6 protein-coding genes are annotated in these 12,712 nt (G+C 64.1%); 1 reads left to right on the forward strand and 5 read right to left on the reverse strand.

Features of this window, described 5'->3' with window-relative positions; genetic code table 11:
- Window positions 1-105 precede the first annotated feature (105 nt).
- The 5 genes from GEV39_RS23190 to pip all read right to left on the reverse strand — a co-directional run bounded on the left by GEV39_RS23190 (window position 106) and on the right by pip (window position 7,104).
- Window positions 106-903: a transporter substrate-binding domain-containing protein gene (locus GEV39_RS23190; protein WP_033690660.1), complete on the reverse strand. Its 798-nt coding sequence runs from the start codon at window positions 901-903 to the stop codon at window positions 106-108.
- Window positions 904-1,138: 235 nt separating this feature from the next.
- Window positions 1,139-3,712: a glucans biosynthesis glucosyltransferase MdoH gene (gene mdoH / locus GEV39_RS23195; RefSeq protein ID WP_173891364.1), complete on the reverse strand. Its 2,574-nt coding sequence runs from the start codon at window positions 3,710-3,712 to the stop codon at window positions 1,139-1,141.
- Window positions 3,705-5,435 carry a glucan biosynthesis protein G gene (locus GEV39_RS23200; RefSeq protein ID WP_218581700.1) on the reverse strand — a complete coding sequence of 577 codons (1,731 nt, stop codon included), beginning with the start codon at window positions 5,433-5,435 and terminating at the stop codon, window positions 3,705-3,707. The genes mdoH and GEV39_RS23200 overlap by 8 nt, the downstream gene beginning before the upstream one ends.
- 263 nt (window positions 5,436-5,698) lie before the next feature.
- Window positions 5,699-6,136: a D-aminoacyl-tRNA deacylase gene (gene dtd / locus GEV39_RS23205; RefSeq protein ID WP_009684267.1), complete on the reverse strand. Its 438-nt coding sequence runs from the start codon at window positions 6,134-6,136 to the stop codon at window positions 5,699-5,701.
- Entirely contained in the window at window positions 6,133-7,104 is a 972-nt protein-coding gene (gene pip, locus GEV39_RS23210) for a prolyl aminopeptidase (protein ID WP_029885408.1), read from the reverse strand. The genes dtd and pip overlap by 4 nt, the downstream gene beginning before the upstream one ends.
- Before the next feature lie 148 nt (window positions 7,105-7,252).
- Here pip and GEV39_RS23215 point away from each other — a divergent pair, with 148 nt between their 5' ends.
- Window positions 7,253-12,706 carry a dermonecrotic toxin domain-containing protein gene (locus tag GEV39_RS23215; protein WP_173891365.1) on the forward strand — a complete coding sequence of 1,818 codons (5,454 nt, stop codon included), beginning with the start codon at window positions 7,253-7,255 and terminating at the stop codon, window positions 12,704-12,706.
- Window positions 12,707-12,712 lie beyond the last annotated feature (6 nt).

The following is a 12,712-nucleotide window of genomic DNA, read 5'->3' on the forward strand; positions in this document are numbered from 1 at the left end:
CAAGCTGCAAGCTGCAAGCACAAGCGGATCGGTGCACGGTCCGCTTGTGCTTGCAACTTGCAGCTTGAAGCTTGTGGCTTGCGGCTTGCGGCTTGAAGCCAGCTTTTATTCCATTTCCTTCAGCCAGTCCTTGTTCTTGAACCACTTGTCGTGAATACGATCGTAGGTCCCGTCGTGCTTGATCTGGTGCAGGAAATTGTTGATGAAGTTGATGCTGTCGTAGTCGCCTTTCTTCAGGCCAAAGGCCAGCGGCTCGTAGGTGAAGGGTTCTTCGAGGAACAGCAGCTTGCCGGCACCGGCCTTGTCCACTGCCACCACGTTGTAGGGCGCGTCGTAGACAAAGGCGTCAGCCTTGCCGTTGACCACATCCATCACGGCTTCCTGCTCGTTGTCGTAGCCATGGTACTTGGCTTTGCCGATCAGCTTCTTGGACACCATTTCGCCGGTGGTGCCAAGCTTGGAGGTGAGGCGGTACTTCTCGTTGTTCAGGTCCTTGTACGACTTGATCTCGCCCGCCAGTTCCTTGCGGATCAGCAGGGTCTGGCCAACCACGATGAAGGGTTCGCTGAAGTTCAGGCGCAGGTTGCGTTCCTGGGTAAGGGTCATGCCGCTGCCGATCATGTCGAACTTGCCGGTCAACAGCGCCGGGATGATGCCGTCGTAAGCGGTGGACACCGCCTCGAACTTGACGCCCATCGACTTGGCCATGGCTTTGAGGATATCGACCTCGAAGCCGATGATCTCGCCACGCTTGTTGGTCATCTGGAACGGCATGTAGGTCGGGTCCATGCCCACCCGCAAGGTGCCGCGCTTGACCGCATCATCGATGGCGCCGGCCTGCGCCGCTGTCACGGCGACCAGGGCGGTGACACCGACCAGCAGCCGCGAAAGGTATTTCTTGATCATCACCAAGTCCCCTAGCAAGTAAAGTAGCGAATCTTATTGTGTTGGCACGGCCGTACCGGCCGATGCGGATTATCGGAGAGGGATGCTAACGCATGCCGGCCCGGGGACCTAGCACTGGGGGGGACTTTGTTGGCCAAAATCGGGGTTGGGCCCTTAAAGCTTCGCGGGCGCGCCCGCTCCCACAGGGAAATGCGGATCCCTGTGGGAGCGGGCGCGCCCGCGAAAGGGCCGGTCAGGCCCCGGCGAGTGCCTGCTGGCCTTCATTCTCCGGATGCAACGGCAGCAGCGGCGAATGCGGGTCGTTCTTGATGGAGGCACGCCACACATCGATCCACGCCGCATTGTGCTCGGCCCAGACCCGCTCGTGCAGGCGGCTCAAGGCGACCGGGTCGCTGAGCAACGCCAGGCGGGTATTGAGGTCCAGCCCTTTCGGCCCGACCTCGATGGCCTTGGCCACGCGCTCGGCACGCAGCGCCTCGATCGGCGCCGCCTGCCCGTGGCGGGCCGTGGCCATGGCGCAGGCCAGGGCGTTCTGCCGCGGGTCGACCACTGCGCGCACGAAACCGTCATGCAGGGCATGCCAGCGGTTTTCGTGGGTGTACTGGTCGGTCGCCAGCAGCTCCTGCGGCGTCGCGTATTCCTCGGGGATCAGGAACAGCTTCTCGTCCTTGGCCGCCAGCCCCAGGCGGGTGCGGCTGGAAATGACCGATACCGGGATCGACAGCATCAGCGAACCGACGATCGGCGCCAGCCACCACAGGAAGCTTGGGTTCAGCCATGCCACCAGCCCGGCCCAGGCGATGCCCAGCAGCGTCTGCGGGCCATGCCGACGCACCGCTTCGCTCCACGGTGTGGAGTCGTCGTCGCGCTGCGGCGAGTTCCAGGTCGCCGCCCAACCGAGGAACGCGGCCAGGACGAAGCGGGTGTGGAAGATCATGCGCACGGGCGCCAGCAGCATGGAGAACAGCATCTCCATCAGCATCGACAAGGTGACCTTGACTCGCCCGCCGAACTCGACGGCGCCCTTGGCCCAGATCAGGATGACGCTGAGCAGCTTGGGCAGGAACAGCAGCACGATGGTGGTGGAGAACAGCGCCACGGCCTTTTCCGGGTGCCACTGTGGCCACAGCGGGTACAGCTGGTACGGCTCGATGAAGTACTGCGGCTCCATCAGCGTGTTGGTCGCCAGCAGCGCGGTCGACAGTACCAGGAACAGGAACCACAACGGTGCCGACAGGTACGACATGACCCCTGTCAGGAACACCGCGCGGTGAACCGGGTGCATGCCCTTGACCAGGAACAGGCGGAAGTTCATCAGGTTGCCGTGGCACCAGCGACGGTCACGCTTGAGCTCGTCAAGCAGGTTCGGCGGTAGCTCTTCGTAGCTGCCCGGCAAGTCGTAGGCGATCCACACGCCCCAGCCGGCACGGCGCATCAACGCCGCTTCGACGAAGTCGTGGGACAGGATGGCGCCGGCGAAGGCCCCCTTGCCCGGCAACGGCGCCAGCGCGCAGTGCTCGATGAACGGCTTCATGCGGATGATCGCATTGTGGCCCCAGTAGTGCGACTCGCCCAGCTGCCAGAAATGCAGCCCGGCAGTGAACAGCGGACCGTACACGCGGGTGGCGAACTGCTGCATGCGCGCATACAGGGTGTCCATGCCCGAGGCTTTCGGCCCGGTCTGGATGATACCGGCGTCCGGGTTGGCCTCCATCAGGCGCACCAGGCTGCTCAAGCATTCGCCACTCATGACGCTGTCGGCGTCGAGCACGACCATGTACTTGTACTCGCCACCCCAGCGACGGCAGAAGTCGTCGAGGTTGCCGCTCTTGCGCTTCACGCGCCGCCGGCGGCGGCGGTAGAAGATCCGGCCAAAGCCCTTGGTTTCACGGCATACGTCCAGCCAGGCCTGCTGTTCGGCCACGGCGATGTCGGTGTCGTTGGTGTCGCTGAGCACGAAGAAGTCGAAACGGTCGAGGTTGCCACTGGCGGCCACCGATTCGAACGTCGCCCGCAGGCCGGCGAATACCCGCGGCACGTCCTCGTTGCAGATCGGCATCACCAGCGCGGTACGCGCCTCGGGCGCAATCGGCTCGTTGCCAGCGCTGCTGCCGGAGATCTTGTACTTGTCGCGCCCGGTGAGCAGCTCCAGGAAGCCCATCAGCGCGGTCCAGAAGCCCGCCGACACCCAGCAGAACAGGATGCCGAAGAGGATCAGGATGGAAGTCTGCAAGGCATAGGGCCATACCTGCACCACCGTATCCCACAACGGCTGGTTGAGCACTTCGTCGAGGTCGACGAACGACCAACCCTGGTACGGCAGGATGCTCTTCATGTACCAGCCGGCAACGATGGTCTGACCGATCATCAGGGCCAGCAGGATGTAACGGCGGATCGAGCCGACCGTACGCCAGCGCGCTGCCGGGAGCTCGCGCTTGGGCGGCTGCGGTGCATTGGGGCGCCCGGTCATGCGGCGCCACATGCGGACCAACAGGTTGGTGCGCCACGGCTCCGGCACGACCTTGGTACGCTTGATCGGCGGGGCAATCTTCAGGCACAGGCGGCCGCTGCCGTCGACGTCGAGCATTTCGGCCTCTTCCAGCTCGGCGGCGCTGCCTACGGTGAGGCGCGGGCCCACCGAGGCCTGCACGGCCTCGGCAGGGCTGGCGGCCGGGTTGGCCGCCAGGCGTTGGTGCAGTTCACTGAACGAGGTGCAGCTGGCCAGTTCTGCCCGCTGCTCGTCGCCCAGTGGTAGGTGGGCCAGGTACTCGCCAAGCGATTCCGGCCTTGCGCTTGAGTTACTCATCGGCAGGCAACTGATAGCTCCAGGTCTCGGTCAGCACCTTCTCGGTGGTGGCCGGGGCCCCGTTGGTGGGCGCCGCGTCGGCGGCAGGTTGTTCGGCCTTGGCGGCCTTGTCCGCTTTGTCGGCCTTGGCAGGCTTGGCGGTGGCCTTGTCCTGCTTGGCGTCCTGGGCAGGCTTGGCCGGTTCGGCTGGCACATCACGCACCAGCGCGGCACGCATTTCGGTCGACTTGTTGGCCTCTTTGACCTTCAGCCGCAGGGTCAGGCGCCAGCCCTTGGTCTCTGGGTTATAGCGCAGATTGTTCTCGACCACTTCAGCATTGTCGCCCACGCTGACCTGGCTGCGCAGCGGAGTGTCCTCAGGCAGGGCAGCCAGCGCCGGGCCATCGAAGTCGACCACGAAGGCCACGCTGCCGTCTGGCTGGCGGATCAGGTTGGACTGCTTGACGTCACCCGTGGAGCGCAGGGTCTGCTTGACCCAGCCCAGGTCAGGGGCCTGGAACTTGGGTTCATCGATGGTGAAGTGCAGACGATAGGCGTACTCGAACGGCTTGCCGGGTTCAGGCAGCTTTTCCGGGCTCCAGAACGCCACGATGTTGTCGTTGGTCTCGTCGGCAGTCGGGATTTCGACCAGGTCGACGGTACCCTTGCCCCAGTCACCCTTCGGCTCGATCCAGGCGCTTGGGCGCTTCTGGTAGTTGTCGTCGAGGTCTTCGTAGTCGCTGAAGGCACGCTGACGCTGCATCAGGCCGAAACCGCGCGGGTTTTCCACGCTGAAGTTGCTGACCGACAGGTGTTTCGGGTTGTTCAGCGGGCGCCAGATCCACTCGCCGTTGCCAGCGTGGATGGACAGGCCTTCGGAGTCATGCAGTGCCGGGCGGTAGTTGAGCACTTTGGACGGCTGGTTAGGGCCGAACAGGTACATGCTGGTCAGCGGGGCAATGCCCAGGCGGCTGACCTGATCACGCAGGAACACGCGGGACTGCACGTCGACCACGGTGTCGGTACCTGGGCGCAGGATCAGTTTGTAGGCGCCGGTGGAACGCGGCGAGTCCAGCAGGGCGTAGATCACCAAGTGCTTGTCAGCCGGCTTGGGCTTCTCGACCCAGAACTCGGTGAAGCGCGGGAACTCCTCGCCCGACGGCAGCGCGGTGTCGATGGCCAGGCCACGGGCCGACAGGCCGTATACATGGCCCTTGCCGACTACGCGGAAGTAGCTGGCACCCAGCAGGGTCATGATTTCGTCCTGCTTGTCTGCCTTGTTGATCGGGTAAAGCACGCGGAAACCGGCGTACCCCAGGTTCTTGGTGGTATCCGGGTCGTGTGGCACGTCACCGAACTCGAAACGGCTCGGGTCGTACTTGATTTCCTCGACCTTGGTCGCGGTGACTTCGTTGATTTTCACCGGTGTGTCGAAGTGCATGCCCTGATGGTAGAAGGACAGCTTGAACGGGGTCTTGTCCTTGGCCCACTCGGCCTTTTCCTGCAGGAAGTGGATCTTCTGGTAGTCAGCGAACTTCATGTCGCGGAACACTGCCGGCAGGTTGCTTTTCGGTGCCTCGTACTTCTGGCCGGCCAGATCCTTTGCCTTGGCTGCAACATCGTCAAGATTGAATGCCCACAGCTGGCCCGCGCTCATCAGGCCAACCAGGGCCATGCTGGCCATCAGGGCCTTGCGCAACCGGATGCCGGGGATTCTTGATGCTTTTTGGGGACTAACAATCACGAGCAACCCTCGCCGAAAACAGATCATGAAACCAACGGCCAGCGACAAATGCCGGGTTGGCGAGCACTGTTCGGACCCCGAGAGGGCGTAATGATTCCCCAAACGGTTCCAGACAATGCTCGAGTCAGAGTGAAACGAACCTGCGAACGCAGGTCCATGCAGCGCGCGATTATCCAGCAGGTCGCGTGACAACGCATCAGGCTGGAACAACTATTTATCGTACAAAACCCCTTGTTTTCCTGTGAACAAGGGGTTTATTGACCTCAAATTTGTAACATAAATGTCACGGGGCCATCATTTACCAGATGCACCTGCATGTCTGCGCCAAAACGGCCGCTGGCCACAGGGGCATATTGGCTGTTGGCCTGCTGCAAAAGATAGTCGAACAGTTCGGCCCCGAGCGCCGGCGGCGCAGCCGTCGAGAAGCTCGGGCGCAGGCCGTTGCGGGTGTCTGCCGCCAAGGTGAACTGCGACACCAGCAGCAAGCCGCCGCCCACATCCTTGAGCGACTTGTTCATCTTGCCCTGCTCGTCGCTGAACACCCGGTAGTTCAACAGCTTGTGCAAAAGCTTATCGGCGTGTTCGCGGGAATCTTCAGGCTCTACAGCAACCAGCACCAGCAACCCCTGGTCGATGGCACCTACCACCTCGCCCGCGACTTCTACCCGCGCCCCACGCACCCGTTGCAGCAGGCCCCTCATGCTTCTTCCAGCGGCAGGTCGAGCAAGCGGCGTGCCATTTGGTCGGCGGCACGGACCAGTGCATCGGTAATGCCAGGCTCGGAGGCCGCATGGCCAGCGTCACGGATCACCTTCAGCTCGCTGTTCGGCCAGGCCTGGTGCAGGGCCCAGGCGTTGTCCAGCGGGCAGATCACATCGTAGCGGCCGTGCACGATCACTGCCGGCAAATGGGCGATTTTCGGCAGGTCGCGGATCAGCTGGTCCGGTTCGAGGAACGCGTTGTTCATGAAGAAGTGACATTCGATACGGGCAATCGACAGGGCCCGCTGCGGCTCGGAGAAGCGGTCGACCACCAGCGGATTGGGGCGCAGGGTGGCGGTGCGACCTTCCCAGGTGGACCAGGCCTTGGCGGCGTGCATCTGGGCGATCTGGTCATTGCCGGTAAGGCGTTTGTGGAAGGCCGCCACCAGGTCTCCACGCTCCTGTGCGGGGATCGGCGCAATGTAGTCCTGCCAGTAGTCGGGGAACAGGCGACTGGCGCCCTCCTGGTAGAACCACTGGATTTCCTGCGGCCGGCACAGGAATATGCCGCGCAGGATCAGGCCATGCACCCGCTCGGGGTGGGTCTGGGCGTAAGCCAGGGCCAAGGTGGAGCCCCACGAGCCACCGAACAGCACCCATTTATCGATACCCAGGTGCTCGCGGATACGCTCCATGTCTTCGACCAGGTGCCAGGTGGTGTTGTTCTCCAGGCTGGCATGGGGCGTGGAGCGGCCACAGCCGCGCTGGTCGAAAGTGATGATGCGATACAGATTGGGGTCAAAATAGCAGCGGCTCTGGGCGTCGCAACCAGCGCCAGGGCCACCGTGGATGAATACCACGGGCAAACCTTCCGGCGAGCCGCTTTCGTCGACATACAACACATGCGGCGCTTCCACGGCCAGATCGTGCCGGGCGTAGGGTTTGATCTGCGGGTAGAGGGTCTGCATCGCGCACTCCGTGTGAGGATATATTCGGCCGTTGGCCATCATAAACCTGAATTGCGCTTAGAGCATGTACCTAAGCGAGATCATCTTATGTGCAGGGCGCAGGCGAGCCTCCCTAGCATCGGGGAACACCCTCGAAGTGAGACTCCCCATGATCGATTCCACCAAACCTGCAGCCTGCGAGCCCGACTTCTACCACCAGTTGGTCAGCAGCAAGCTACCCGCCTGGGTGGTCGACGCCCGGCCAGAGCAGCGCCGCCAGCTGCGCCAAGCGGCCAGCCAGCGCGACCACAGGCTGGAACGCGCATGCCTGGCAAACCCAACGGTAGCCAAGGCCCTGGTGCAAACCTATGGCCAACACGTGCAAGCCGAGGCGAACCTGAGCGCACTCCTGGCAACCCTGCCCGACCTGCAGCGCTATGCCACCGAGCTGCTGTCCACCGCGGTCAGCCAGCGCTTCGGCACCACAATCGATGTCGAGCGTACCTACCTGATGAACCTGAACAGGGCGGCCGCCCTTACCGAGGCGCTCTCCAGCCCTGGCGGCGATCCTTTCGTCACCTCGTCCCGCGCGCTCAAGCTGGCCACCCAACCCCTGCTGCACAGTGCCTTGCAGAACTTCGAGGCCTTCGAGGCCCAGCCCAACGGCTTGCGCGCCGGCGGCCAAGCCTCGGCCATTCTCGATAGCAACGACGTTGGCCTGGCCTCCCAGGCGGTGCAACTGCCCATCGTCGCGGAAGCGTTCGCGGCCCTGGCACGCGAGCTGGATATCGGCGGCAAGTATCAACGGCTGCTCGACGCGCTCGACCCACCGGACGAGCAGCCCAACGCGCCGGCCATTGCCGGCGTGTTCAAGGCTGCCGAGCGCTCCACATTCGAGCTGCAGGTTCACCACGCCTGCCTGCTGGGCCGGATCGACACGGCCCTCCATGCAACCTTGCTCAAGCTCGCCAGTGAGCCAAAGGTTGAACACGATGGCCGCCCGGTTCTGTGTGCGGGCATCGAGTTGCTGCATGTTCCTCTGACCGGGGCCATGGCGATTGGCCTCGACGCACGCCGGCCAGTGGGCGCCGGCCGATTCCCACCAGGGCCGGTGTACCCGTATGCGGGTTGGGTGGTGCTTTACCTGCCCGGCATGCCCGAGCCGTTGACCCAGCACGCCAGTAGGGCCGATGCCGAAGCGTTCCTGCGTGAACAGTTGCCTGCGTTCCGCCGCCCGGAATGCCAGCGCCTGCTACCCGATCGGCACAAGCGCTCCTTCCTGGAGCGCATCGCCAACGCGCAGGTGCGTCTGCACGTGCAGCCCTTCACCCGCCCGTACCTGGACGAGCTGGCCTGCCAACGGCAGAAGCGGCTGAGGGATGACGGGCTGTTCCATGCGGTGCCGACAGCCATGCAAAACGGCAAGACTGCGCAACGCCACCTTGACTACTTCAAGGCCCTGGCCTTCGTCAGCCTGAACGTTGCCGCCCTGTTCATCCCCCCGCTCGGCGCCGCGATGCTTGGGGTAACGGCCCTGCAACTGGCCAATGAAACGTTCGAGGGCATCGACAGCTGGCTCGACGGTGATCGCCAGCAGGCATTCGACTACTTGATGGACGTGATCGACAACGTCGCCATCATGGCCGCACTCGCGGCAGCCGGCGGGGGGCAGGCTACCCCGGTGGTCGAGCGGATCCCCGTGGAGACGCCATCATTCATCGAGGAACTGCAGCCGATCGACCTGGCCGACGGCGAGCGCCGCCTGTGGCACGCGGACCTGGCGCCCTTCGCCCACGACCGGGTATTGCCGGGTGGGCTGGAGCCAGACGAATCCGGCCTGCTTCACTACGGCGGCAAAACCTGGCTGCCCGTGGAAAACCGGGTCTACTCGGTGACCCCCGCTGCGACGGGTTACCGCCTTGAACACCCGACCCGCCCGGCAGGCTACCAGCCCAAAGCGCTGCACAATGGTGCAGGGGCATGGTTGCTGGAGTCCGAGCAGCCCCAAAACTGGGACGGCGCACGCCTGCTGCGCCGCCTGGGGCACCTGAGCGGGTCTTTCGATGAAGCGACCTTGCAGCGGATCCTGCACGTCTGCGATATCCACGAAGACACGTTGCGCCACTGCCTGGCCCACAACCGGCGGTTGCCCGCACTGCTGGAAGACACCCTGCAGCGGTTCAAGCTGGATGCCCACATCCGCCAGTTGCCAGACCAAAGCGCCTGGCCTGCAGCGTTCACCACGGCGTACGCGCGCCTCGCTACCCCCCTACCGGCCACCAGCGAGGTGATCCGCCGGGTCTACCCCAGCCTGCCAGCGCCGATCATCGATGAACTGGTGCGCAACGCGAGTGCCATTGACCTGCAAGCCCTGGGTGCCGGCAAGGTGCCTCTGCACCTGGCCGAGGAAATTCGCGCCTACCAACAACACGTGCGCCTTGCCCGCGCTTATGAGGGCCTGTACCTGGCCGGCGCGCAAAGCTGGGACAGCGACCGGCTGATCATGCAAACCTTGCCCCGCCTGCCGGGCTGGCCCGCAGACACGCGGCTGCGCCTGTTGCAGCGCAGTCACTGGCCCGACCAGGACCATGCCATCGGCGCGCACGGCAGCAGCCCCTGGGCGACCATCACCCACTCGCCGGCCGGCTACATCGTTCACGCGCAGGGCGAGCCTGGGGCGGCGGTGCGTCGCTACCCGCAGCTCTTCAGCGCGCTGCATGCAGCCTTGCCCGAAGCCATGCAAGGCCTGGGCGTCGCCAGCGGCGAGGCCCTTCAGCACCTGCTGCAACAGAGCCCGCTGTTACCCCGCCCGGCCTTGCGCGATGCGTTGGGCATGCAACCGCCCCGGCCCGGCTATCGCTCGCCGATGCGTCTTGCCGATGGCCGCGTTGGCTACCGTTTGAGCAGCGGTGATGACCAAAACCAGGGCAGCATGCGCCAGCACCTGCTGAGCACGCTCAGGGCCACCGGCATTCCGGAGCGCACCGGCAGGCCGGCCGAGCAGGTGCTGATGTCGCTTGCCGCCAACGGCCGCAACCGGCTGCAGATCCTCGAATACCTGACCACGCTGATGGAGCAACGCAACGCCTTGCAACGCAGCCTGGACGACTGGAGCGAAGCCATTTCACCGGCCTCCGACCAGGCGGCCCGCACCTATGACACCCTGCGTGAAGCGATCATGCAGCACTGGTACGACACCGCCCTGGAGGATGATGCCGCGCTCGGTGCCGAACTGCGCGTGCAAGGCGTACCGCTGACTGACATCCCGCTGACCCTGCCCGATTTCTTCTACCGCCGCGTGCGCAGCCTGCACCTGCTCGACCTACCAAGCGGCACCCTGGCAGGTTGGGGCCAGAGCGAGCGGCTGATGCAACGCTTGCTGCGGCTGATGCCCGGGCTGGAAGCACTGGAAATCAGCAGGCCGTACAACCCCAGAGCAACCCCCTCGCTGCTGCTGCCCAGCGTGCCGACCATTGCCTCGACCCTGCCGAACCTGCGCAGGCTGGCCATGACCAACCAGAACCTGGCGTTCAGCAACAGCCACCTTGGCGAGCTGGCAGGCCATGCACGGCTTACCCATCTGGACCTCAGTGGCAACCGCCTGCAGCAAGGCATCGACAGGGCCAGCTTCCACTGGTTTACCTTGGATTACCTGGGCTTGAACCGGATGCAACTGAGCCAATGGCCCACCGGTATCGACAGCGAAACCCTGAATCGTATCGGGCACCTGTCGTTACAGGACAACAACCTGACGTCACTGCCCGCGTTCCTGCTGGGGGAAACGCCGCTGCAACGCGCGCCGGTGATTTCGCTGCAAGGCAACCCCATCAATGAAATGCACCTGCAACGCCTGCTGCTCAACGAACGCCCGGAAACGGCCCAGGTCACCGTGGATCAGCCCCTGGCGCTGAACCAACGGCTGGAACGCATCCGCAGCGAGCGGCAACTCATGCGCGATGCGATCGATGGCTGGGTCCAGGCCTCGAGTTCGAGCAACCCGTTGACCCAGGCGGCCCTGACCGACCGGCAGCGTATGGCAACGGCGATAAACGCATTCTGGGAGCGCCAGGAGCAGGGCCAGCAATACCTTCGCCTGCAACTGGAGGACGTTGCCATCGAACACTTCCCGCGCCGCCTTCCGGCGTTCTTCGGCGAGCGTGTGCATGCGATGACCCTGACCCGCCTCAGTGGCACTTCAGCACAACTCAGCGAACTGCTTGCCCGCTTTCCGAACATCACCCGCCTGACCATCGATGCCCACCAAGGTGCTACGCCTGCACTGGCATCGGCCTTGCCACGCCTGCCGCGCCTGACCTACCTGGAGTTTCGCAACATGGGCCTGGAGGTCGACCAGACCATGCTGGAAACCTTTGCCGAGCTTGAGCACCTGACCTCGCTCGACCTGTCTGGCAACCGCATCGGCAGCATCACCCAGGTGCCTGCGCGGTTGTCCTCCAACCTGACGTCCCTCGAACTGACCAACATGAACCTGCACGCGTGGCCAGACTGGTGTGACGCGCTGCTACCCCTGGAGTTGCTGGACCTCAGCTCGAATAACATCACCCAACTGCCCGAGCACATCCTCTCCAACCTGAACAACGCCATGCCGATTTCGTCGATTTCGTTGTTCGACAACCCCTTGCCCGACGCCACCATCCTGCGCGTGCGGGCCTACTCGGATAGCCAGCGCAGTTACTCGTTCGCCCTGGACATCCCAGACAACCTGATGCTGGTCAACTCCTCCAGTGAAGGCTCGCTCGACCACCCACATTTCCCGTTGCAGGGCGACGACACCCCCAGGCTCGAAGACTGGCTGCTGGGTGACGAGGCTCAGAACGAAGCCTTGCGCAGCTGCTGGCAACAGCTGGAGGGCAGCGACCTGCTGCGGCTGGCAGGCCGTTTGCACAATGCCGCGCCGTTCGTCGACCCCACCACCCGGGGCGACTTCTGTGCGCGGGTGCGCCTGATGCTGGTGGCTGCCGCAGCCAACCAGGATGAACGGCCGATCATGGAAAGCATTGCCGCAGCGGCGCTGCCCGACCCTGAAACGGGGTCGCAGACGTGCCACGACGGCGCACTTCAGGAGTTCAACAACATCGAACTGTACCTCATGGCCAACCGCCTGCTGATCGACGCTGGCGATACCCTGCACAGCCTTCACCAGCGCCTGTTACGGCTGTTCCGCGTCGACCAGCTGGAAAAGCTTGCTGCCACGCGCACCGGTTCAGGCGACCTGGTCTCGGTGCGCCTGGCCTACCGTCGCGAGCTGGCCAGGGAGCTGGACCTGCCGATCGCCGACAGCATGCGTTTTCGCGGGGCCGCAAACCTGGCCCGAGGCGAGCTGTCGCGGGTACTGGAAAGCGTGCGCCAGAGCGAACACAGTGAAGTGTTCATCGATTACCTGCTGGCCAATTCCGGCTGGACCCAGCGCCTGCGCGGCGAACATGCGCCGCGCTTCGCGCAGATAGAGGCCCGTTACCGCCAGCGGGTACTGGAGCTGTCCGGCAGCGAGCACCCGCTGCACGAGGAAGTCGCTCTGCAGCAGGGCCTTTGGGAGGACAAGCACCAGGAAGAACTGGCGCTGCTGCGCGAACTCACCCTCACCTTCGTGGGTAACAGCTGAGTAAAC

The sequence above is a fragment of the Pseudomonas sp. NY5710 genome, from assembly GCF_013305665.1.
Lineage (GTDB): Bacteria > Pseudomonadota > Gammaproteobacteria > Pseudomonadales > Pseudomonadaceae > Aquipseudomonas > Aquipseudomonas juntendi.

Coding starts and splice junctions, on each gene's coding strand:
- mdoH (WP_173891364.1), bottom strand. CDS start 3,712: ATGAGTAACTCAAGCGCAAGGCCGGAATCGCTTGGCGAGTACCTGGCC.
- dtd (WP_009684267.1), bottom strand. CDS start 6,136: ATGAGGGGCCTGCTGCAACGGGTGCGTGGGGCGCGGGTAGAAGTCGCG.
- pip (WP_029885408.1), bottom strand. CDS start 7,104: ATGCAGACCCTCTACCCGCAGATCAAACCCTACGCCCGGCACGATCTG.
- GEV39_RS23215 (WP_173891365.1), top strand. CDS start 7,253: ATGATCGATTCCACCAAACCTGCAGCCTGCGAGCCCGACTTCTACCAC.